The 21979-nt window shown below is 70.5% G+C and carries 20 protein-coding genes; 18 read left to right on the plus strand and 2 right to left on the minus strand.

Annotation, left to right across the window (positions count from 1 at the left end; genetic code table 11):
• Window positions 1-105 precede the first annotated feature (105 nt).
• Window positions 106-2319 carry a catalase gene (locus ACWCQM_RS34115; RefSeq protein WP_450918944.1) on the plus strand — a complete coding sequence of 738 codons (2214 nt, stop codon included), beginning with the start codon at window positions 106-108 and terminating at the stop codon, window positions 2317-2319.
• A 536-nt stretch (window positions 2320-2855) separates the two neighbouring features.
• Here the strand turns inward: ACWCQM_RS34115 and ACWCQM_RS34120 are convergent.
• Entirely contained in the window at window positions 2856-3260 is a 405-nt protein-coding gene (locus ACWCQM_RS34120; protein ID WP_450918945.1) for a cupin domain-containing protein, read from the minus strand.
• 186 nt (window positions 3261-3446) lie between these two features.
• Here ACWCQM_RS34120 and ACWCQM_RS34125 point away from each other — a divergent pair, with 186 nt between their 5' ends.
• The 12 genes from ACWCQM_RS34125 (at window position 3447) to ACWCQM_RS34180 (ending at window position 14810) form a co-directional block, all read left to right on the plus strand.
• Window positions 3447-4040 carry a carboxymuconolactone decarboxylase family protein gene (locus tag ACWCQM_RS34125; protein WP_450918946.1) on the plus strand — a complete coding sequence of 198 codons (594 nt, stop codon included), beginning with the start codon at window positions 3447-3449 and terminating at the stop codon, window positions 4038-4040.
• Window positions 4041-4078: 38 nt separating this feature from the next.
• A complete protein-coding gene (locus ACWCQM_RS34130; RefSeq protein WP_450918947.1) occupies window positions 4079-5617 on the plus strand; it encodes a sugar ABC transporter ATP-binding protein in 1539 nt (512 codons plus the stop codon).
• Window positions 5614-6627: an ABC transporter permease gene (locus tag ACWCQM_RS34135; protein ID WP_450918948.1), complete on the plus strand. Its 1014-nt coding sequence runs from the start codon at window positions 5614-5616 to the stop codon at window positions 6625-6627. Before ACWCQM_RS34130 ends, ACWCQM_RS34135 begins: the two co-directional genes overlap by 4 nt.
• A 33-nt stretch (window positions 6628-6660) precedes the next feature.
• On the plus strand, window positions 6661-7617 hold the full coding sequence (locus ACWCQM_RS34140) for a sugar ABC transporter substrate-binding protein (protein ID WP_450918949.1): 957 nt from the start codon (window positions 6661-6663) through the stop codon (window positions 7615-7617).
• 176 nt (window positions 7618-7793) lie between these two features.
• Complete coding sequence (locus ACWCQM_RS34145; protein WP_450918950.1) at window positions 7794-8705, plus strand: LysR family transcriptional regulator; 912 nt, start codon at window positions 7794-7796, stop codon at window positions 8703-8705.
• 158 nt (window positions 8706-8863) lie between these two features.
• Window positions 8864-9787, plus strand: a complete 924-nt coding sequence (locus tag ACWCQM_RS34150) for a VOC family protein (RefSeq protein WP_450918951.1) — start codon at window positions 8864-8866, stop codon at window positions 9785-9787.
• 37 nt (window positions 9788-9824) lie between these two features.
• Entirely contained in the window at window positions 9825-11273 is a 1449-nt protein-coding gene (locus ACWCQM_RS34155) for an NAD-dependent succinate-semialdehyde dehydrogenase (RefSeq protein ID WP_450918952.1), read from the plus strand.
• Between the two features lie 6 nt (window positions 11274-11279).
• Complete coding sequence (locus tag ACWCQM_RS34160; protein WP_450918953.1) at window positions 11280-12068, plus strand: fumarylacetoacetate hydrolase family protein; 789 nt, start codon at window positions 11280-11282, stop codon at window positions 12066-12068.
• Between the two features lie 28 nt (window positions 12069-12096).
• Window positions 12097-12468 (plus strand): VOC family protein, encoded by a 372-nt coding sequence (locus ACWCQM_RS34165; protein ID WP_073749176.1) that lies wholly within the window; start codon window positions 12097-12099, stop codon window positions 12466-12468.
• Between the two features lie 30 nt (window positions 12469-12498).
• On the plus strand, window positions 12499-13290 hold the full coding sequence (locus ACWCQM_RS34170; protein ID WP_450918954.1) for an alpha/beta fold hydrolase: 792 nt from the start codon (window positions 12499-12501) through the stop codon (window positions 13288-13290).
• The gene (locus ACWCQM_RS34175) at window positions 13287-13757 is read left to right on the plus strand and encodes a GlcG/HbpS family heme-binding protein (RefSeq protein WP_450918955.1); all 471 of its coding nucleotides are present in this window, start codon (window positions 13287-13289) and stop codon (window positions 13755-13757) included. Before ACWCQM_RS34170 ends, ACWCQM_RS34175 begins: the two co-directional genes overlap by 4 nt.
• Before the next feature lie 3 nt (window positions 13758-13760).
• Window positions 13761-14810, plus strand: a complete 1050-nt coding sequence (locus ACWCQM_RS34180) for a methionine synthase II (cobalamin-independent)-like protein (protein ID WP_450918956.1) — start codon at window positions 13761-13763, stop codon at window positions 14808-14810.
• 62 nt (window positions 14811-14872) lie between these two features.
• Here ACWCQM_RS34180 and ACWCQM_RS34185 read toward each other — a convergent pair whose 3' ends face one another.
• Entirely contained in the window at window positions 14873-15160 is a 288-nt protein-coding gene (locus tag ACWCQM_RS34185) for a putative quinol monooxygenase (RefSeq protein ID WP_450918957.1), read from the minus strand.
• A 203-nt stretch (window positions 15161-15363) separates the two neighbouring features.
• Between ACWCQM_RS34185 and ACWCQM_RS34190 the strand changes: the two genes are divergently transcribed.
• From ACWCQM_RS34190 to ACWCQM_RS34210, 5 genes are all read left to right on the plus strand, one after another.
• Window positions 15364-16812 (plus strand): aldehyde dehydrogenase family protein, encoded by a 1449-nt coding sequence (locus tag ACWCQM_RS34190; RefSeq protein WP_450918958.1) that lies wholly within the window; start codon window positions 15364-15366, stop codon window positions 16810-16812.
• Window positions 16813-16844: 32 nt separating this feature from the next.
• Window positions 16845-18056, plus strand: coding sequence for an L-2-hydroxyglutarate oxidase (gene lhgO, locus ACWCQM_RS34195; protein WP_450918959.1), 1212 nt, complete (start codon window positions 16845-16847; stop codon window positions 18054-18056).
• Between the two features lie 132 nt (window positions 18057-18188).
• Window positions 18189-19049: an amidohydrolase family protein gene (locus ACWCQM_RS34200; protein ID WP_450918960.1), complete on the plus strand. Its 861-nt coding sequence runs from the start codon at window positions 18189-18191 to the stop codon at window positions 19047-19049.
• A gap of 13 nt (window positions 19050-19062) precedes the next feature.
• Window positions 19063-20790: a thiamine pyrophosphate-dependent enzyme gene (locus tag ACWCQM_RS34205; protein ID WP_450918961.1), complete on the plus strand. Its 1728-nt coding sequence runs from the start codon at window positions 19063-19065 to the stop codon at window positions 20788-20790.
• A gap of 20 nt (window positions 20791-20810) precedes the next feature.
• The gene (locus ACWCQM_RS34210; RefSeq protein ID WP_450918962.1) at window positions 20811-21893 is read left to right on the plus strand and encodes an Ldh family oxidoreductase; all 1083 of its coding nucleotides are present in this window, start codon (window positions 20811-20813) and stop codon (window positions 21891-21893) included.
• Window positions 21894-21979: the final 86 nt, after the last annotated feature.

Genomic DNA, 21979 nt, shown 5'->3' on the forward strand with positions numbered 1-21979 from the left:
AGGCAGCCGGGGCGCGGCAGGTATGACCTGTGCCCGGCCGAGCGGCGCGTCGGACGAATCCGTACGCCGGTCCGGTGACGGGCTCCACATCCAGGAGGACGAGAAGTGACGGACAAGCAAGGGAATCAGCCCATCCCGGGCGCACCCGCAAGCCTCCCCCCGTCGGCGGAGGAGCCGACGGAACCGCGCGAACCGCTCCCGCCCAAGCCCGACCAGAGCGGCCCCGAGACGGTCAGCCCCACGGGCCAGCCCACCGGTGCGGACCCCGCACGCACCGCACAGAGCGGTGCCTACCTCACCACCGCGCAGGGCGCGCGGCTTTACGACACCGATCACTCCCTGAAGGCGGGGCCCCGCGGACCCGTCCTTCTCCAGGACCATCACCTGCGGGAGAAGATCACCCACTTCGACCACGAGCGCATCCCCGAGCGCGTGGTCCACGCGCGCGGTGCCGCCGCCCACGGTGTGTTCCGTGGATACGGGACGGCCGCGCAGGTCTCGAAGGCCGCCTTCCTGGCCAAGGACGTGGAGACTCCGGTCTTCGTGCGGTTCTCCACGGTGCTGGGCTCGCGGGGCTCGGCCGACACCGTGCGCGACACGCGTGGCTTCGCGACGAAGTTCTACACCGAGGAGGGCGTCTTCGACCTGGTCGGGAACAACATCCCGGTCTTCTTCATCCAGGACGCCATCAAGTTCCCCGACATCATCCACGCGGGGAAGCCCCACCCCGACCGCGAGATCCCGCAGGCACAGAGCGCCCACGACACGTTCTGGGACTTCGTGACGCTGCACTCCGAGGCGACGCACCACACGCTGTGGAACATGTCCGACCGGGGCATCCCGCGCTCGTACCGGATGATGGAGGGCTTCGGCGTCCACACCTTCCGGCTCGTCGACGCCGAAGGTGCCTCCACCCTGGTCAAGTTCCACTGGAAGCCGAAGCTGGGCGTCCACTCCCAGGTCTGGGAGGAGGCCCAGATCGCGGGAGGCGTCGACCCGGACTTCCACCGCAGGGACCTGGCGGACGCCATCGAGGCCGGCGCTTTCCCCCAGTGGGAGCTGGGCGTGCAGACCTTCCCGGACACCCCCGAGCAGATGTTCCAGGGTATCGATCTGCTGGACCCGACGAAGATCGTCCCCGAGGAACTCGCACCCGTACAGCCGATCGGCTTGATGACGCTCAACGCCAACCCGTCGAACTTCTTCGCCGAGACGGAGCAGGTGGCCTTCCACCTCGGCAACATGGTGCCGGGCATCGACGTCACGAACGACCCGCTGCTCCAGGGGCGGCTGTTCAGCTACGTCGACACCCAGCTGACCCGGCTCGGCGGCCCCAACTTCCCGCAGCTGCCCATCAACCGGACCCACGCTCCGGTCAACGACATGCTGCGGGACGGCATGCACCAGACGGCCGTCCACCGTGGCGTCGCACCGTTCCGGCCCAACTCCCTCGACGGCGGCTGCCCGTTCGTGGCGGGCGCGGACACCGGTGCCTTCGTCGAGGTGCCGGCGGAGGTGGCCGCGAGCCGGAAGGTGCGTGAGGCCCCCGAGTCCTTCGACGACCACTTCAGCCAGCCCCGCCTCTTCTGGCTGAGCATGACGCCCGTGGAGCGCGAACACATCGTCGCCGCTTACACCTTCGAGCTCGGCAAGTGCTACGAGCAGGCGATCAAGGAGCGTGCCCTGAAGGTGCTCGCACGGATCGACACCCAGCTGTGCGAGCAGGTCGCCACCGGCCTGGGCCTCCCCGCCCCGCAGGCGGACGGGGCGCTCGCCGACCCGGACCCGAGCCCCGCTCTGTCGCAGGTCGGCGGCGTCTGGCCGGTCGACGGCCGGATCATCGGCATCGTCGCGGACAAGGACGCCGACCTGGACGGTGTCCGCGCCGTACGCGACGCCGTGCAGGAAGCCGGCATGGTGCCCCTGGTCATCGCCCCCGCCGGAGGTGTCCTCGACGCGGGGGGCGACCCCATCACCGTCCAGCGCACCTTCGCCACCGCGCGCTCGGTCGAGTTCGACGCCGTCCTCCTCGCCGGCGCCCCCGCGGCCGGCGCCGACGCCATCGGCGCCCGGGACGCGAAGGCCGGGGCCGGCGGCAGGGCCACCGACCCGCGGCTGCTCCTCCTGCTGGACGAGGCGTACCGTCACGCCAAGGCGATCGGCGCCTGGGCCGGCGGCGACGCGGTCCTCTCGGCGGCGGGCGTGCCGCAGGACGCGCCGGGCGTGGTGAGCGGCGGCTCCGGCACCGAGGTGCTGGAGCAGGTCGGGCAACTCCTGGGCGGACACCGGGTCTGGGAGCGCTTTCCCGCCACGCTCTGACCGGCGAGCACCGCACAACCCGCCACCGGCGGCACCCGAGGACTTCGGGTGCCGCCGGTGGCCTGTCCGGGCGCCGCGGGGCCTCGTCGGCGGCTCCCATCCTCTGACCAGGGATGTTCCGGCGGCACGAGGGGGCCGGTCCGGCACCCGCCTCACATCAACAATCTCGCAAAACATCTTGCCGACATCCGCTGTCCGGGATTACGGTCCCGCCAAGAAGCCGACGCCCGTCGTGCACGCTCCGAAACCCTGCCGGGGCCGTGGTGTGCCGACGGCAGGTGTGGCGCACCGCTGTGCGGACGGTACGGGGCCGGCGGCGGCCGGTGCCGTGAAGCAGGCCGACCGGCCGCATGATCGAGGAGCAGGACATGTACGACTCACCGGCCCGCTGCCTCGTCCCGCCCATCGCATGACGGACCGTCGAGTGCGGGGGAACGGCGCCCCTCATAGGCCCGCACGTCCTTCCGGTGGCAGTGGCGGCGCCGTACACGTCATGCCTGGCCGGCAGTCCTGCCGTGGGCGGCCCCGCCCCGCCGTCACGCCATCTGGTCCGCGGCCGAAAGGTGCTCCACGGTCACGCCCGTCTCGGTGAACGTCCGTGTGACCGTTCCCGACGTGTAGACCCACAGGATGCGCAGGGGAGTGTCACCGACGTTCCGGAAGAGGTGCGGTATCGGGGAGGGGATGTACGTGGTGTCGAACCGTTCGAGCCGGGTCACCTCTCCCTCCACCAGCACCTCGGCCTCGCCTTCGAGGACCGTCACGTGCTCGTCGCAGTTGTGCGAGTGCATCGGGGCCCCGGAACCCACCGGATACACGCTCATTCCGCTGGTGATCAGATTCTTGCCGTCCGACGCAGGAGTCGTGACCAGCGGGGTCGTCACGATCGAACCCCCTCGGTCCAGAAGCCGGACGGAAGCGGTCTTGATGATGACTGTCATGCGGAATCCCTCTCGAAGTCGGTGCGTCGTCCGACGTTAGGTGCCGGACCGGTGGATGAGAGGCATCCGGCGTGCAGCTTTACCTTGCATTCCGAGGAGGGTGAGCCTCGGCGACACGGGGGTACGGTCGGCTCCCGTTACACGGTCGAACCGCTCGTGTCACCGAAAGAAAGGCATTCGACTCCCATGAGAATCCCCGTACTCGCCGCCGAAGAAATGAACGAGCATCAGCAGGAACTTCACGCCAGGATCACTGCGCGCCGGGGCGGCGTCCGCGGGCCTTTCCGGGTGTGGCTGCAGAGTCCCGAACTGTGCGAGCGGGTGGAATCGCTCGGTGCCTTCGTACGATTCGATTCGAGCCTGCCGAAGCATCTGCGTGAACTGACCCTGCTGATGGCCGCGCGCCACTTCGACGCGCAGTATTCCTGGAACGCGCACGTGGCCGCCGCCGTCGAGGCCGGCATTCCGGCGGAGGCCGTCCAGGCCATCGCCGAGCACCGGGAGCCGGTCTTCGAGGACGAGGGGGACGCCGCCTTCCACGCGTTCTGCCAGGAGCTGCTGGAGACCCACTTCGTCTCGGACGACACCTTCGCCCGCGCCCACAAGCACTTCGGTTCGCAGGGCCTGGTCGACACCATCGGCTCCCTGGGCAACTTCACCATGCTCGGCATGTGCCTGAACGCCTTCCAGGTCGACCTCCAGGCCGACCGGGAGCCCCCGTTCCCCGACATCCGCGGCTTCGGGCGCGTCACCGGCGGCGGGGACCGGTCCCAGCCGTGACAGCCCGTCCCGAGCCACGTACGAAAGGGAGCGAGGACGTGTCTGCCACGACTGCTCTTGGGTCCCCGGACACCACGGTCCGGCCGGTCTCCGAGCCGGTGGTCCGCATCCGCGACCTCACGAAGAGCTTCGGCGGGGCCGTGGCTCTCAAGGGTGTCTCGCTGGACATCCACGCCGGCGAGGTCCACGCCCTGATGGGTATGAACGGTGCCGGGAAGTCCACCCTCGTCCAGCTCCTCTCCGGGGCACACCAGGGGGACAGCGGCACCATCGAGATCGGCGGTACGAGCCAGTCGGGGCTGACCCCGCGCGCGGCCCGCAGGCTCGGCATCTCCACGGTCCCGCAGCGCCGTGAGCTGGTCATGGCGCTGACGGTCGCCGAGAACATCCTCCTCGGTGACCTCCCGGCCTCGCGTTCCGTCGTGTCGTGGAAGTCGGTCGAACGGCAGGCCCGCCAAGCCCTGCTCGATCTGAACATCGACATCGACGTGAACCGGACCGCGGGCGAACTGACCGTCGCCGAACAGACGATGGTCGAGGTCGCCCGTGAGGTGCGGCGTGGCGGCAAGGTGCTGATCCTGGACGAGCCGACGGCGTGCCTGGGAGCGGCGGCGGCGGACCGGATCAGGAACCTGGTGCGGACCCTGCGCGACGAGGGCGTGGCCGTCGTCTACATCTCGCACTACATCGACGAGGTCCTCTCCCTCGCGGACCACGTCACCGTGCTCCGCGACGGGGCCGTGGTGCACGGCGGACCCGCGTCGAAGACCGACTCGGCCGGACTCGTCCGCCACATGGTGGGCCGCGACGTGGTGTCCCGGCGCCCCGAACGGCCCGCGCCCGCACCGACGGTGGCCCTGACGGTGCGTGGTCTCTCCCACGGCAGGGACATCCGCGACTTCGGTGTTCGGGTGCGCAAGGGCGAGATCGTGGGTGTTCTCGGCCCGGCGGGCGACGCGCAGTCCCGGTTGTTCGACCTGCTGTCCGGCCGCCGCCGGCCCGACGCCGGAGAGCTGGAGGTGGGCGGAACCGGAGTTCCGTTCGGCCGTGTCTCGCGCTCCCTCGCCAGCGGCCTGCGCTGTGTCACGGGCGACCGCCGTGCCCTCGGGCTGATCCCGGGTCTGTCCCTGGACGAGAACCTCATGCTCGCCACCGACCGGCTGAGCAGGCGCCGGCTCCAGCGCTGGTCCGACATGACCCGCCGCGCCGCACCGCGCAGGCAGAGCTACGGGGTCGTCTCACTGACCCGTAACCCCGCGGTCGGCAGCCTCTCCGGCGGCAACCAGCAGAAGGTCCTGCTGGCCAAGTGGCTGGAGACCTCGCCCGTCGCCTGCTTCCTCGAAGACCCCACCAACGGTGTCGACGTGGCAGCCATAGCCGACATCCACGCAACTATCGACGAACTCGCCTCCCGGGGTGTGGCCGTCCTGCTCGCCTCCTCGTCCGCCGAGGAGGTCATGCGCCTGTCCGACCGCGTGATCGTCGTCAGCGCCGGCCGTGTGGTCGCCGAGCACGACGTCAACGCCATCACCCACGACGAACTCGTCGCCACCGCCCTCGGAGGACAACCCCGATGAGCCTCACCGCTCCGCCGGAGTCACCCGGCACCAGGACCACGGCCAAGGGCGACGCCCGGAAACCCGGCCCCTTCCGTACGCTCGGCGGCATCCCGCACGCCGGTCTGATCGCCGTACTCGTCGTCGTCATCGTGTTCGCCGGGGTGGAGACCGATTCCTTCGCCACGTCGGTCAACCTGGTGAACGTCCTCCGGCAGGTCAGCGTCGTCGCCGTGCTGGCCGCCGGGCTCACGCTGCTGATGACGGCGGGAGGCATGGACTTCTCGATGGGCAGCAACGCCGCCGTCACCACCGCCGTCGCCGCGCAGTTCCTGGCGGACGGCAGGTCGACCGTCTTCACCGTGGTCGTCGCGCTGATCCTGGCCACGGCGATCGGGCTCGTCAACGGCATCGTCGTGACCTACACCAACGTGGCACCCTTCGTGGCGACCCTCGCCACCGCCACACTCCTGGACGGTGTCGCGCTCCTGGTGCTCAACGGACTCAGCGTCTCCATCGGGGACCATCTGTCCGCGCTGGGCTCGGAGAAGACCCTCGGCCTGCCCAACCTGCTGATCGTGGCGATCCTGGTCCTGGTGGCCGTCGGTCTGGTCATGAAGTTCACGGTCTTCGGCCGGGACGCCTTCGCGATCGGCGGCAACGAACACGTCGCCCGCCTCAGCGGCATCAACGTCAACCGGCAGAAGCTGGTCCTCTACGGTCTGGCCGGCGCCCTCTCGGGCCTTGCCGGGCTGATGCTGCTGTCCCGGCTCGGAGCGAGCAGCCCGGGAACCGGCGGCCTCCAGCTCCAGCTCACCGCGGTCGCGTCGGTCGTGATCGGCGGCACCATGCTCGCCGGCGGCTACGGAACGATCATCGGCACCTGCCTGGGAGTCGTGCTGCTCGGCGTCGTCGCCAACGCGCTGAACCTCCTCCAGGTGTCCAGCTACTTCCAGCAGATCTCCGTCGGCACCGTGCTGCTCATCGCCGCGATCGCCAACCAGCTCCACAAGAAGTCCTCACCGCACTGACCCTCTTCCCGTACGCATCGAAAGGCCCGACCCATGACCCTTTCTGCTCGTTCACGCAGAGCCACTGCCGCCTCTGCCGCCGGACTCGCTCTCGTCCTGAGCGGCTGCGGCGCCGGTGCCTCCGACGACGGAGCGGTATCGCTGGGTTTCGTCAACGGTGGTGACACCGAGTTCCACACCTGTCTCCAGGCGTCCATCAAGGACACCGCCGAGGCGAAGGACGCCAAGCTCTACACGGCCAACTCCCACCAGAACCCGGGTACGGAGCTGTCCAACATCGAGGACATGATCTCGCGCAACGTCGACGCGCTCATCGTGCAGACGGTCAACGTCGACGCGCTCAAGGGGGACATAGCCAAGGCCAAGAGCGCGAACATACCCATCTTCCTGACGTCCGTGGTGACCGACGACCCCACCGACATCCTCGGGGCGGTGGTCGTCGACCTCAAGCAGGTCGGCGAACTGGACGCCGGCTGGGTCGAGAAGGACGCGGCGGGCAAGCCCGCCGAGGCCGGAGTGATCGCCGGCGCTCCCGGTGCCGCGTCCGATCTGCTGGTCAACGGCTTCACCAAGGCGCTGCCCGACAACGTCGAGGTGGTCGCCAACCAGCCGGGCATGTTCAACGCGGCCAAGGCACAGGACGTGGCCGAGAACATGATCCAGGCCCACCCGGACCTCGCGTACGCCTTCGTGGCGAACGAGGAGATGGCCTTCGGGGCCCTCAAGGCGTTCCAGGCCGCCAAGGCGGATGTGAAGATCGTGACGGTCAACGGAACGGACCGCGGTGTGGCCGCCGTCAAGGACGGACGCTTCGCCGCGACCGTCGCCAACTCCGCGATGACGACCGGCCGCATCGCCATCACCAACGCCATCGCGCTGCTCGACAAGAAGAAGACGGACAAGATCGCGATGACGCCGATCAGCCTCATCACCGCCGACAACGCCGGCAGCGCCCCGCAGTACTGCTCCGCCGAGGAGAAGAAGTCCTGACCCCTGGCCCACGGCGCCGGTGATTCAGGACACCCGCGCCCCGCTCGGCCGCACCACCCGCACCTGGAGCCCCACGCCCATCCGTACGAACCGCACAAGGGCCCCCACGCTCGACCGCACCCATCACACCTGACACGGCCGGAGGCGCCTCCGGCCGTGACGGGGCCGGAGGAAACATGGACCGTCTGCTTCTGATGCGAAGCTTCGTGACCGTCGCCAACGTAGGCAGCTTCAGCGGAGCCGCCAAGCTGCTGAGCTCCTCGGGATCGCTCGTCTCGCGCCATGTGGCCGAACTCGAGCGGCAGATCGGCGTCCGGCTGGTCAACCGCACGGCCCGCTCCGTGAGCCTCACCGAACCGGGCCTGCGCTACGCCGAGTTCTCCGCACGCATACTCGAGGAGATCGAGGCGGAGGACTCCACGATCGCCCAGCGGCACGACAGGGCGGAGGGTTCCCTCAGCATCATCTGCCCCAAATGGATCGGCAGCCTGGACCTCGGGGACGCCATCGCGGCATTCTCCGCCGCGCATCCGAAAATACTCGTGCGGTTCGAACTCGGCGGAATGTCGGACCGGACCTACGATTTCCTCGACAGCGGATTCGACGTTGCCTTTCACACCCGGGATCTACGGGATTCGAGCGTCCGTCTCAAGAAGGTATCCTCGCTCCCGTTCGTGCTGTGCGCGTCAGAGGAGTACCTGGAGAAGCACGGCACGCTCTCCCACCCGAACGACATCGCGGCGCACGACTGCCTCGTCCATGTGAACGACCCGGTCTGGCGGATCGGGCACGGACACGCGAGCACCCTGCACAAGATCCGTAACGTCGCGTTCTCGTCCAACTCCTACATCGCGCTCCAGAAGGCTGCCCTGCACGGCCGCGGCATCGCGCTGCTGCCGCAGAGGCCGGCGTACGACGACCTCATCTCCGGGGCGCTCCAGGTACTCCTCCCCGAACTGGCCGTGCCCGACCGGCCCCTCTACGCGATCTACGGCCCGGGGCAGGACACCCCGCGCAAGGTCACCGTCTTCCTGGACTTTCTCACCCAGTGGTTCTCCAGCAATCCCATCGCCGCGATCACCGGATGAAGAGGGAGCGCGCCGCCCGCGCATGCGACCGGCTGCGCAACAAACGATTGCGGCATCCGTGATCAGGGGCCGTTGAGGCGCCCGGAACGGGAAATTACGATCAGCTGAGCCGGCGTCCGCGCAGATTTAACGGACGCTGTCCGCGAAATGAGGAGTTCATGGGAATCCAGAGAATCGAATCGGTGACTTACGGCGTCGACGATCTCGACCGGTGCGTGCGCTTCTTCGAGGACTTCGGTCTCGCACTCGTGCGGCGGACCGGTGAGCGTGCCACGTTCGAGACGCTCGTCGGGCAGACCCTGCACCTCGACACGGTCCCCGACCCGTCGCTGCCGCAGCCGCTGGAGGCGTCGCCGACCATCCGCGAGGTCGTCTGGGGCGTCGACACCCCGGAGCGGCTGGAGACGCTGGTGACCGCCGTCGCGGCCGACCGGGAGGTCGTGACCACCGATGACGGGACCCACCACAGCGTGGACGAGACGGGCTTCGGCCTGGGCCTCACCCTGGCCAGACCCCGCGAACTCCCCGTGCCCGAGGTACGCCGGCCGAACGTGTCGGGCAGCGTGCGCCGCTGGAACGAGTCGCTCGGCCCCGTGGGCCAGGTGCGGCCGCTGCGCATGTGCCATGTCGCCCTGAACATCCCCAAGGAGGGCCAGGAGCGGGCCGTCGCCTTCTACACCGACCGGCTGGGCTTCCGGGCGACCGACATCGTCAAGCCCATGGGCACCTTCATGCAGTGCGAGGGCGACGACGACCAGCACAACTTCCTGCTGTGCCACCGTCCCGACCGGGCCGGGGTCAACCACGTGTCCTACGAGGTACCCGGCTTCGACGACGTCATCGAGGGCGGCAACCACATGATCGCCCAGGGGTGGACGGAAGCCCGCAGGCTCGGCAGGCACACCGTCGGGTCCAACGTCTTCCGGTTCATCCACGCACCGTGCGGAGGCCGCGTGGAGTACGCGGCGGACATGGACCGGGTCGACGACTCCTACGGGACACGCGTCCACGAGACCACGCCGCCGCACCACATCTGGACCCTGCGCAGTTCCCGTGACACACCCGGGGACCCCGCCTCCTGACCACCCACCCGCCGAGCGTGAGAGGGCTGACGCACCCATGACGACGCATCACGACTACCCCGCCATCCATATGTACATAGCAGGCGAATGGTGCGAGGGAGAGACCGGACGCACCGCGCCGGTGCTCAACCCGGCCACCGAAGAGGTGATCGGGCACGTACCGCTGGCCACCGCCGCGGACCTCGACCGCGCGGCCGACGCGGCCACCGCCGGCTTCGCCGCCTGGCGCGACACACCGGTCGCCGAGCGTACGGCGATCCTGCACAAGGCCGCCGACCTGCTGGTCTCCCGCAGCGACGAGGTCGGCCGGATCATGACCCTGGAGCAGGGCAAGCCGCTGCGCGAGGCCAGCGGCGAGGCCGAGCGCGTCGCGGGCGCGCTGCGCTGGGACGCCGACGACGCCCGCCGCGCCTACGGCAGGGTCATCCCCTCCGAGCAGGGCACCCTGCTCACCGTGCGCCGCCAGCCCGTCGGCCCGGTCGCCGCCTTCACCCCGTGGAACTTCCCCGCGGGCGGCCCGATGCGCAAGATCGCCGCCGCCCTCTCGGCCGGATGCTCGATCATCATCAAGGCCTCCGAGGAGACCCCGGGCACCGCCGTGCAGCTGGTCCGCTGCTTCGAGGACGCGGGCGTCCCCGCCGGTGCGCTCAACCTGGTGTTCGGCGAGCCCGCCGAGGTCTCCGGCCACCTCATCAAGCACCCGGCGACCCGGCTGATCGCCTTCACCGGCTCCGTGCCCGTCGGCAAGCTCCTGTCGGCCGCGGCCGGCGCCGAGATGAAGCCCTCCCTCATGGAGCTCGGCGGTCACGCCCCGGTCATCGTCTGCGAGGACGCCGACCCCGTCGCCGCCGCCCGCCGCGCCGCCGCCGCGAAGTTCGCCAACGCCGGACAGGTCTGCACCTCGCCGAGCCGCTTCCTGGTGCACGAGAGCCTCCTGGAGGATTTCACCGAGGAGTTCGTCCGTGCGGCCGAGGCGGTCGTCGTCGGCGACGGGCTCGACGAGGGCGTCACCATGGGCCCGCTCGCCAACGAGCGCAGGCTGAAGGCCGTCGAGGCGCTCACGGCCGACGCCGTGGCCAAGGGAGCCAAGGTGCGCACCGGAGGCGAACGCCTGGACCGTGCGGGCTACTTCTACGCCCCCACCGTGCTCACCGGCGTACCGGACGACGCGACGCTGATGTCCGAGGAACCCTTCGGCCCGATCGCGCCGATCGTCCCGTTCAGCGACCTCGGCGAGGCGCTGCGGATCGCCAACGCGCTTTCCTACGGACTCGCCGCCTACGGATTCACCCGCTCCACCGCAACCGCCGAGCGCCTCACCCGGGAGTTCGAGGCGGGCATCCTCTCCCTCAACCACTGCGGCGGATCGGTCCACGAGGCGCCGTCCGGGGGAGTCAAGGCCAGCGGTTACGGCCGTGAGGGCGGCCCCGAGGGACTGGACGCCTACCTGGTCACCAAGCGCGTCTCCCACCTGCTGGCCGGCTGAACCGCCGTGCGGTACACCCGAGTCTCCATCGGCGGACGGGCGGTGTGGGGCCGTGTCGAGGAGGACGCGGTGCGCCTGCTCTCCGACTCGCCCCTGGAGGGCGACCCCACGGTCATCGGCACGATCCCGCTCGCCGAGGCGTCCTGGCTGCCCCCCGTCGTCCCGCCCGTCTTCTACGCCGTCGGCATGAACTACCCGCGCCACATCGATCACGCCCGGCTGCTGGGCGACAAGGCCGGGGTCGTGCCGGTACGCCCGGAACCCGGCTACCGGGCCAACAACGCGCTCACCGGCCACGGCACGGCGATCGTGAAGCCCGCCGGGGTCCGCGGCAGGTTCGAGGCCGAACCGGAGCTGGTCGCCGTCATCGGCCGGACCCTGCGGCACGCCACGTACGAGGAGGCGCGGGACGCCGTCTTCGGCTGGACGATCGGCAACGACGTCAGCGCCCGCACCTGGCAGCACGAGGACCGCTCGTTCTGGCGCAGCAAGAACAGCGACACCTTCAAACCCATGGGTCCCTGGATCGAGACCGATGTCGACGCCCTCGCACAGACCACGACCCTGCGGGTCAACGGCGAGGTCCGCGCCACGTTCCCGACCGGCGACATGGTCTTCGACCCCTTCGACCACATGGCCGAGATGAGCAGACACCTCACCCTGCACCCCGGTGACGTCCTGTGGATGGGCGCCGAGTCCACCTGCCAGATCGAGGCCGGCGACACCGTCGACGTCGAGATCAGCGGGATCGGCGTCCTGTCGAATCCCGTACGCGCCGAGAGCACCCGCCCCTGACCACCGCACCCCCGAAAGGCAGCACGCCGTGAGCAAGGAACCCCGCTACATCCACCACGTCAACTTCCCCACCACCGACCCCGACCGCACCGCCGAGTGGTACACCAAGGTCTTCGGGATGAAGAGGATCATGCCGAAGTCCAACACCCGCGTCGTGCTGATGACCCGCGGCAACTTCGACCTGCACTTCACCCCGGTCGAGGAGATGGACCGGATGGCGCCCTACCACTTCGCCGTCGAGGTCGACGACTGGGACGACTTCATGGAACACCTCGCCGAGCTGGGCATCCGCCACACCCGCCCGATCGAACGCCCCGAGAACCAGTCGAAGTTCTGCTACATCCACGACCCCGACCACACCATGATCGAGCTGGTCTTCCACGGCAGGCGCCCCAACTGAGCCGCAGCGCTCGCTAAGGAGATCCATTCCATGCCCTACGTCGATTCCGACGGCGCTTCCCTCTACTACGAACGCCACGGCAGCGGCCCCGCGATCGTCCTCGTGCACGGCTCGGGAGGTCATCACGCGGCCTGGTGGCAGCAGGTGGCCGCGCTGCGCGACGAGTTCACCGTCGTCACCCTCGACCTGCGCGGCTTCGGCAGGACGGAGCTGTCCGCACCGCAGACCGTGTTCGACGGCCAGGCCTTCTACGGCGACGTCGTCGCCGTACTCGACGAGGAGGACCTGACCGACGCCATGCTGGTGGGACAGTCCATCGGCTCCGTCGCCGCCCTCCGCGCCGGGCTGGTGCGCCCCGAGCGGGTGAGTTCCGTGGTGCTCGGCCACTCCCTCGGCGGGATCAGCCACCCGGAGCTGAGGGAACTGGCCGCGGCCGACCGCGCCGAGGCCGTCAAGCTGCCCGTCATCGACCGGCTGCTCACCAGGGACTTCCAGCGGGAGCGGGCCGACCTCACCTTCCTCTTCCAGCAGATGGGCACGTTCAACGTCGCCACGATGCAGGACCTGCGCAACCTCGACACCGACGGCCCCGGCCTGGACGAGATCCGCGAGGCGGGCGTCAAGGTCGCCTTCCTCGCCGGGGAGAAGGACGCGGTGCTCAGCGTGAAGACGGTGACCCGTGCCCACGAACTCGTGGAGGGCTCCCACCTGGAGATCGTCCCCGGTGCCCCGCACTCCATGTACTGGGAGACGCCGCAGCGCTACAACACCGCCCTCGCCCACCTGCGCCGCACCCTCACCGCCCCGAAGGAAGCAGCATGAGCAACATCACCCTGGCCGCCGCCGAAGAGATCATCGACGCCGCCCACAAGCGCGCCCAGGAGCTCGGGAAGGCCGTGAGCGTCGCCGTCGTGGACGCCGGAGGCTTCCCGGTGGCCATCCGCCGCCCGGACGGGGCCCGCCCGCTCACCCCGGACATCGCCAGGGCCAAGGCGTACACCGCCGCCGTCATGCAGCGCCCCGGCACGATGCTGAAGAAGTGGCAGGAGAGCCAGCCCGTCTTCTTCTCCCAGCTCTCCCAGCTGCCCGGCGCGGCGCTGCCCATCCTCGCCACCGAGGGCAGCATGACCATCAAGAAGGACGGCGAGATCATCGGCGGCCTCGGCATCGCGGGCGGCACCGCGGACGAGGACCAGAAGATCGCCGACGACGTTCTCGAATCGCTCGGCTACGAACTGGAGTTCGCCGCCTGGGGCGTCTCCGGCAAGCCCGCCGGAAAGGACGCCTGAGCCATGGCCGACACGTTCAACTACCGCATTGACCACCACGGCAGCCTGGTCCGGCCGGCCGCTCTGCTGGCCGCCCGCGACCGGGCCGCCGCCGGCGGACCGGACACCGAGCTGCGCGAGGCCGAGCTCGCCGCGGTCAAGGAAGCCGTCGTCTTCCAGCGCAGGCTGCGCTCCACGGTCGTCACCGACGGAGACATGCCACGCGCGGACTTCCGCAGCGCGGTGCTCGACGGGGTGTCCGGCTTCCGGCGCACCGGCGAGGAGACGGACGGTCTGGCCCGCTGGGTCGCGGAGTCCCTGCCCAAGGCCGACGGCCCGCTGCTCGCGGACTGGGCGGCCCGGATCGGTGAGCTCACGCTGATCGCCCCCAAGGCGTCCCTGCCCTCGCCGGCCTACCTCGCCGCCACCTGCTTCGACCCCGACGCGGCGGGCCGGGGCGGCCCCGCCTCGGCCCGCGAGCTCGGTGAGGCGCTGGCGGAGATCATCCGCGCCGAGATCCAGCTGCTCATCTCCCGGGGCGTCCGGCTGATCCAGCTGAACAACCCGCTTCTGCTCGCCCACACGGCGGCCGATCGCGGTGGGGAGAGCGCGCTCTCCTTCGAGGACGCCCTCGCCGTCGAAGCCCTGGCCGTCCCGCCGGGGGAGCGCCCCGAGGGTGTCCGGATGGGCCTCGCGCCCGGCTGGGCCGCCCCCGAGGCGGTGGACACGGCCAGGGCCGAGCGCCTGTACTCCGCCGTCCCCGTGGACCGGTGGATCCTGCCGTACGACAAGGGAACCGCCGCCGAACTCGATCTGCTGCGGGCCCTGCCCGAGGACCGTGACGCCTGTCTGGGGGCGGTCGACGCGACCAGCCCCGAGATCGAGGAGATCGACACGGTGATGGCGCGGATCGACGCCGCCGCCGAGGTCAAGGACCTGGAGGACATGGCCCTCGCGCCCTCCCGCGGCTTCGAGGACGTCGCGGGCCGCCCGCTCCTGAACGCCGAGGACCAGAACCGCAAGCTGATCCAGGTGGAGACGCTCGCCCGCTACTGCTGGGGCAACGAGTTCTGACACACGGCTGCCGGGGCCGCCCACGGGAGGCCGGCCCCGGCAGCCGGAGCGCCGGCCCCGTCCTACAGGACGTCGGCGAACGTGACGGCCCGCTCGGTCAGCAGCGGGCGCACCGTCCGCACGATCAGTTCGTCGAAGTAGCCGGCCCCGGCGTGCGCGTCGAAACCGGCCCGGTCGGCGTACCGCTCGTACAGGACGAAGGCGCCCGGGCTGTCCACCTCCGCGTGCACCTCGTACCCCAGGTTCCCCGGCTCCTTCAGGGTGTGCTCCCGCATCGAGAGGAGCGCGGCGCGCACCGTGCCCTCGTCGGCGGGTTCACAGCGGTAGTGGGCGATGACGGCGAAAGCCATGGGTCGTTCTCCTTGTCGGATACGGCGTCGAGCGTGCCGATTCCAGCACAACGCACGCCCGAAGGGCCGTGCGTGACGTGCAAGCAATGTCTGCCGCCGCGGCCCTGGTCACCTCTCCGTACTTCCTGTGTTGTCGTCACGACCACACACCGACCCCTCTGCACACCGCGGACCGCCGCGGTCGAACGGGAGCAATGATCCAGATGCGCACCATGGAAACCCTCCTCGGCGGACAGTGGGTGGCGGCCGACACATGGCTGCACGTCCACGACCCGTCCGACACGCGCACCCCCGTCGCCCGGGTCCCCGCGCTGGGAGCCGGCGAGGTGACCCGGGCCTACGACGAGGCGGAGAAGGGCTTCGCCGTCTGGCGCCGCACCAGCCCCTTCGACCGGGCCAGGATCTTCCACGAGACGGCCCGGCTGCTCAGGGAACGGGCCGCGACGATCGCGGAGGCCGTGGTCACCGAGAACGGCAAGACCCTCCAGGAGGCGGGCGGCGAGGTCCAGAAGTCCGCCGACTTCTTCGAGTACTACGCCGGGCTGGCCCGCAACGGCTACGGCACCCTCATCCACGACGCCCGCCCCGACACCCGTACGAGCTTCCACCACGAGCCCGTCGGGATCGTCCTGGCCATCACGCCGTGGAACGACCCGCTCCTCACGCCCGCCCGCAAGCTGGCTCCGGCGCTGGCCACCGGCAACGCCGTCGTCCTCAAGCCCGCGTCCGAGACCCCGATGTCCGCCCTCCACCTGGCCCGCGCCCTGCACGACGCGGGTCTGCCCGCCGGTGTGCTGGGAGTCGTCACCGGACGCGGCGGACAGATCTCCGCCCCGCTGCTCGGCGACCCGCGCGTCGCCGCGGTCACCTTCACCGGCTCCAACTCCGTCGGCGAGGGGCTCCGCTCCTCCCTGGCCGACCGCAACGTCCGCTTCCAGGGCGAGCTGGGCGGCAAGAACGCCACCGTCGTGCTCGCCGACGCCGACCTCGGCGCCGCTGTGAAGGCGCTGATGACCGCGGGATTCGGACAGGCGGGCCAGCGGTGCACCGCCACCAGCCGGGTCCTCGTCGAGCGCCCGGTGTACGAGGAGTTCACCCGCCTGCTCCTGGGCGCCGTCGCCGCGCTCAGGCTGGGGCCCGGCGCCTCCGGCACCACCGGTGTCGGCCCGCTCGTCAGCACCGGCCAGCGCGACAGCGTCCTCAGGGACATCGAGCGCGCCGTGAAGGAGGGCGCGACCGTACTGACCGGCGGCGCGGCCCCGCAGGACGAGGAGTACGCCCACGGCTGCTACGTCCGCCCGACCGTCCTGGGCGACGTCACCCGGGAGATGGCCGTCTGGCGCGAGGAGGTCTTCGGACCGGTCGTCGTCGTGCGCCCCGTGGACGGCTTCGACGAGGCCGTCGCCGAGGTCAACGACTCGGACTTCGGGCTCGCCGCGGCCCTCTTCACCCGCGACCTGCGCTCCGCGCACCGCTTCGCCGACGAGGCCGACTGCGGCCAGGTCGCCATCAACACCGCGACGACCGGCTGGGACGTGCACCACCCCTTCGGTGGCTTCCGCGACTCCGGCTCGGCCTTCAAGGAGCAGGGCACCGAAGCCCTGCGCTTCTACACCCGCGTCAAGACCGTCGCCTTCAACTTCGGTCGCTGAAGCGCGGGTCACAGCAAGAAAGGAGGATGCCGATGGCGGACGAAACGGTCGGCATCGTCGGCGCAGGCATCGTGGGTCTGGCGACGGGCCGTGAGATCGCCCGGCGCCGTCCGGGCACCCGGGTCGTGGTGTTCGAGAAGGAACAGCGCGTCGCGGCCCACCAGACCGGACACAACTCGGGAGTCGTGCACGCCGGCATCTACTACGCGCCGGGCAGCCTGAAGGCAGACCTGTGTGTGCGGGGCGTGTCCCTGCTGAAGGAGTACTGCCAGGAACGCGGCGTCCCGTACGAGGAGATCGGCAAGCTGGTCGTCGCCGTACGCGAGGACGAACTGGGCCGGATGGAGGCCCTCTACGAGCGGGCCAGGAACAACCACGTGCCCGACCTGCGGAAGATCTCCAAGGACGAGATCAGGGAGATCGAACCCAACGCGGGCGGCATCGCGGCACTGCACTCGCCCCGGACCGCGATCACGGACTACCCGGCGATCGCCCGGCAGTTCGCCGGGGACATCGAGTCCTCGGGCGGCGAGGTGAGACTCGGCTTCCCCGTGACCGGCCTCACCGAGGTGTCCGGGGGCGTCGACGTGGCCTCCGGCGAGGAGCGGGTCAGGGTCGACCGGCTGATCCTGTGCGCGGGACTCCAGTCCGACTCCGTGGCCAGGATGGCGCGGGACCGGAAGGACCCGCGGATCGTCCCCTTCCGGGGCGAGTACATGCTCCTCAAGCCTGACAGGACCGACCTGGTCCGCGGCCTGGTCTATCCCGTCCCCGACCCGCGCTACCCCTTCCTCGGGGTGCACTTCACGCCCCGGGTCGACGGCTCGGTGGAGATCGGCCCGAACGCCGTCCTGGCACTCGCCAGGGAGGGCTACAAGCTGTCCGACGTGTCCCTGCGGGACCTCGCCGGGCTCGCCCTGTACCCGGGTGTCTGGAGGATGGCCGCCCAGCACTGGCGGACGGGGATCAAGGAGTACCGGGGAGCCCTGTCCGTCGCGGCCTTCATGCGGGACGCGGGCGACTACGTGCCCGGCGTCGGCACCTCGGACGTGATCCGGGGCGGGGCCGGCGTACGGGCCCAGGCCCTCGATCCCGACGGCTCGCTGGTGGACGACTTCCGCATCCACCGCAGGGGCCGCGTGACCGCCGTACGCAACGCCCCCTCGCCCGCGGCCACCGCCTCCATGGCGATCGCGGAGCACATCCACGACGCCGTCTTCGCGAGCGCCGGCGACCCGGCATGACGTGCCGCGACCTGGCTGTCCGCGCAACAACTGCTTGCACGCCGGGCTCTCCGCAAACGGCACCCACCAGCTCTAACGTCTGACGCGCACCACCGCCGACACCCCACCACCCCGAAACGAAAGAGGCACATCATGTTCGTGGTCGACACCCAGATCCACATCTGGAAGGAAGAGACCCCGGATCGTCCCTGGGTCCCCGGAGCCCGCGAGCGGATCCGCCTCAACGGCCACCGCGAGGAAGCCTTCTCCTACGAGGAGGCACTGGAACTGATGGACGAGGCCGGCGTCAACCGCGCCCTCATCCTCCCGCCGTCCTGGGAGGGCAACCGCATCGACTACGCCCTGGAGGCGTGCGAGGCCCACCCGGACCGCTTCGGCATCATGGCCCGCGTCCCGCAGGACGACGAGGCCGAGGGCACGGCCCTGCTGAAGGACTTCGCGCAGAACCCGCACATCAAGGGAACGCGCCTCACCTTCCACCGGCCGCAGGACCGCAACTGGATGATCGACGGCACCAACGACTGGTACTGGCCGATCGCCGAGGAGCTGCGCATCCCGACCATGGTGCACGCGCCGATCTGGAAGCGGGAGCTCGGCGAGATCGCCGCCAAGCACCCCGAACTGAAGATCATCATCGACCACATGGGCATCATGGCCCGCTGTGTCGACGACGCCATCGGCTACTGGGTCTCCGAGACAGCCGACCTCGCCAGGCACCCCAACATCTACGTCAAGGTCTCGGCCCTGCCCGGCTACTCGACCGAGGCCTTCCCGAACAGGAACATCGAGAAGTACGTCCGCGAGATGGTCGACAAGATGGGCCCGCAGCGCTGCTTCTACGGCACCGACATCACCCGGCTGCTCGGTCACGGCATCACCTACACCGACACCATCGAGCAGTTCACCAAGCACTGGGACTTCACCCCCGAAGAGCTCGAGTGGATGATGGGCCGCGGCATCAGCGAGGTCCTCGGCTGGCCGGTCGAGGGCTGAGGACACCGCAGAGATGACTGACAGCAGGAACACACCAGGCGCCGACGGCGGTGACGGCGGTGATGCTGTCGTATCCGCCTTCAACGCCGTCGGCGCCGACTACATCTTCTGCTCATCCGGGTCCGAATGGGCCCCGGTGTGGGAGTCCCTGGCCCGCCGTCACCGCGACGGCGAACCGGCCCCCGCCTACCTCGACCTCACCCACGAGACCGTCGCTGTCGGCATGGCGACCGGCTACGGCCTGGTCACCCGCCGCCCGCAGGGCGTCCTCCTGCACGCGGCCCCCGGGCTGCTGCAGGGCTCGATGGCGATCCACGGAGCGCTGCTCGCGGGCGTACCCATGGTGGTCACCTCCTCGGAGTCGAGCACCTACGGCGACGGTCCCGGGCAGGACCCGGGCGGTCAGTGGTACCGCAACCTCTCCATCGTGGGCGGACCGCACGGCGTCGCCCAGCCGTTCACCAAGTGGGCCAACGAGGCCGCCAGCGCCCACACCCTCCCCACCATGATCACCAGGGCCGCCGAACTCGCGTGGCGGGCACCGGCGGGCCCGGCCTATCTCAACATCCCCCTGGAGATCCTCCTGGAGGACTGGGACGGCCGGGAGGCCAAGCCCGTCGTGGCACCGGGCTCCACGCACAGCTCACCCGAAGAGGTCGACCCCGTCGCCCGGATGATCCGCGAGGCGGAGAACCCCGTGATCGTCACGGAGACCGCGGGCCGGGAGGCGGGCGGCTTCGAGGCGCTCGTGGCCTTCGCCGAGGCCTGGGACATCCCGGTCGTCGAGCCCGACTCGGCGGTGTGCGGCAACTTCCCGCGCAACCACCCGCTGCACGCGGGCAGCGACATCGGGCCGTGGATGGACGAGGCGGACCTGATCCTCCTGGTCAACTGCCGCGTCCCGTTCTACCCGCCGAGCCGGCGCCCCTCCCGGGCGACGGTCGTCGTGATCGACGAGGTGCCGCAGCGGCCCCACATCGCCTACCAGGTGCTCTTCGCCGACAGGTACCTCGAAGGCAACGTCGCCAACACCCTTCGCCAACTGGCCAAGCGCGCGCAGGACTTCGACGAAGCCCACCAGGCGGCCGTCGCCGTGCGCCGCGCGGCCCAGGAAGAGCGGTACGCCGCCGAGCAGACGGCCGTCGCCGAGGCCGAGGCCGCGGCGGAACGGGCCGAGGGCATCGACCCGGTGCTGGTCGCCGCGACGCTGCGTACGCTGCTGGACGGCAAGGACCCCATCGTCGTCGACGAGACCATCACGCACAGCCGGGTCGTCAAGCGCCATCTGAAGACCTCTGCCCCCGACTCGTACTTCTACGTGCAGGGCGGGCTCGGACAGGGCATCGCGGTGGCCCTCGGCGCCAGACTCGCCGCCCCGGACCGCCCGGTGGTGTTCACCGTCGGGGACGGCGCCTTCACCTACAACCCGGTGATCCAGTCCTACGACGCCTCCAAGGCGTACGGACTGCCCGTGCTGATCGTCGTCTTCAACAACCGTGTCTACAAGTCGATGAATCTCAACCACCGGCGCTTCTACCCCGAGGGCGCGGCCGCCGAGACCGGCGAATGGCTCGGCACGGACCTGCACCGGCTGCCCCGGCTCGCCGCGTTCGCCGAGCCGTTCGGGATGCACACCGAGACCGTGGACACCCCCGACGTCCTCACCTCCGCCCTCGAACGCGCGCTCAAGGCGGTCGCGGAGGGCACCACCGCCGTGGTCGACGTACTCGTCACCCGCTGAACCAGGAGGCATCAGCCACCATGACCGACACCCCCGCACCCCAGCCGGGCAGGACCCTGGTCGCCGCCGGCGACCTGCTGGACTTCGCCGCGGCCCTCCTGGAGAAGGGAGGCCTCGGTGCCGAGGACGCCCGCACCACCGCGGACGTCTTCGTGTGGGCCGCCCAGCGCGGAGTCGACTCGCACGGCACCGCGCGCGTCCCCGCCTATCTCGACCTGCTGGCCAAGGGCGTGGCGAACGCCAGGCCCGAGATCACCGTCGAGTCCACGACCCCGGCCGCCGCCGTCCTGGACGCCGACCGCGCACCGGGCCCGGTGGCCCTCACCGCGGCCGCGAAGGAGGCGGTGAGCCGGGCCAGGACGAACGGCATCGCCACCGTGGGCGTGCGCCGCACGGTCCACACCGGCGCGATCGGCTACTACGTGTCCAAGATCGCCGAAGCGGGCCTGGTCGGCATCGGCTTCGTCTCGGGCATGCCCAACATGGGCTACACCGGGGTCAAGGGCGCTGCCGTCGCCACCGCTCCGCTCGCCGTGGCCGTGCCCGCCCGGAGCCATGCGCCGCTGCTCCTGGACATGGCCACCGCCACCATCGCCCTGGGCAGGATCCGCCAGGCCAGGGCGAGCGGGACCCCGCTGCCCGCAGGGGCCGCCGCGACGGAGGACGGCACCCCGACGACCGACCCGGAGAAGGCGGTCATGCCGCTGCCGCTCGGCGGCGTCAAGGGCTCGGGGATGTCGCTCGCCTTCGAGCTGCTCACCAGCGTGCTGGTCGGCGCGCCCATCTTCTCGTCCTTCCACTCGGACGACCCGCAGGGCCGCAAGCACCGTCAGAACGCCCTCCTCATCGCGGTGGACCCGTCGGCCTTCGGAGACCCGGGCGACTTCACCGAGGCGGTGGACGCCACGCTGAGCACGCTCAAGGACCTTCCGGCCGCGGAGGGCGCCTCGGGCGTCTTCTACCCGGGCGAGCGTTCGGCCGCCCTCTCGGCGGAGCGCGGGCGGTCGGGCGTGCCCGTGGCGCCGAAGGTGTGGCGGGATCTCCTGGAGCGGGCGGAGGCCCTCGGCGTCGTACCGCCGGACCCGGTGGGCGACGCCGGCTGACAGCCGTCCCGCGCGCGCACGACCCGGCGGTGCGGACCGGGTCGTGCGCGGTGCGGGGCACGGTGTGGGGGGGAGGGGGGGGGGGG

It is taken from the genome of Streptomyces sp. NPDC002125 (genome assembly GCF_053593715.1).

Excerpts from the sequence above, each read along its gene's own strand:
- ACWCQM_RS34210 (WP_450918962.1), top strand. The coding sequence starts at position 20,811 with ATGACCGACACCCCCGCACCCCAGCCGGGCAGGACCCTGGTCGCCGCC.
- ACWCQM_RS34155 (WP_450918952.1), top strand. The coding sequence starts at position 9,825 with ATGACGACGCATCACGACTACCCCGCCATCCATATGTACATAGCAGGC.
- ACWCQM_RS34175 (WP_450918955.1), top strand. The coding sequence starts at position 13,287 with ATGAGCAACATCACCCTGGCCGCCGCCGAAGAGATCATCGACGCCGCC.
- ACWCQM_RS34135 (WP_450918948.1), top strand. The coding sequence starts at position 5,614 with ATGAGCCTCACCGCTCCGCCGGAGTCACCCGGCACCAGGACCACGGCC.
- ACWCQM_RS34140 (WP_450918949.1), top strand. The coding sequence starts at position 6,661 with ATGACCCTTTCTGCTCGTTCACGCAGAGCCACTGCCGCCTCTGCCGCC.
- ACWCQM_RS34205 (WP_450918961.1), top strand. The coding sequence starts at position 19,063 with ATGACTGACAGCAGGAACACACCAGGCGCCGACGGCGGTGACGGCGGT.
- lhgO (WP_450918959.1), top strand. The coding sequence starts at position 16,845 with ATGGCGGACGAAACGGTCGGCATCGTCGGCGCAGGCATCGTGGGTCTG.
- ACWCQM_RS34180 (WP_450918956.1), top strand. The coding sequence starts at position 13,761 with ATGGCCGACACGTTCAACTACCGCATTGACCACCACGGCAGCCTGGTC.
- ACWCQM_RS34185 (WP_450918957.1), bottom strand. The coding sequence starts at position 15,160 with ATGGCTTTCGCCGTCATCGCCCACTACCGCTGTGAACCCGCCGACGAG.
- ACWCQM_RS34150 (WP_450918951.1), top strand. The coding sequence starts at position 8,864 with ATGGGAATCCAGAGAATCGAATCGGTGACTTACGGCGTCGACGATCTC.
- ACWCQM_RS34120 (WP_450918945.1), bottom strand. The coding sequence starts at position 3,260 with ATGACAGTCATCATCAAGACCGCTTCCGTCCGGCTTCTGGACCGAGGG.
- ACWCQM_RS34200 (WP_450918960.1), top strand. The coding sequence starts at position 18,189 with ATGTTCGTGGTCGACACCCAGATCCACATCTGGAAGGAAGAGACCCCG.
- ACWCQM_RS34190 (WP_450918958.1), top strand. The coding sequence starts at position 15,364 with ATGCGCACCATGGAAACCCTCCTCGGCGGACAGTGGGTGGCGGCCGAC.
- ACWCQM_RS34125 (WP_450918946.1), top strand. The coding sequence starts at position 3,447 with ATGAGAATCCCCGTACTCGCCGCCGAAGAAATGAACGAGCATCAGCAG.
- ACWCQM_RS34145 (WP_450918950.1), top strand. The coding sequence starts at position 7,794 with ATGGACCGTCTGCTTCTGATGCGAAGCTTCGTGACCGTCGCCAACGTA.
- ACWCQM_RS34170 (WP_450918954.1), top strand. The coding sequence starts at position 12,499 with ATGCCCTACGTCGATTCCGACGGCGCTTCCCTCTACTACGAACGCCAC.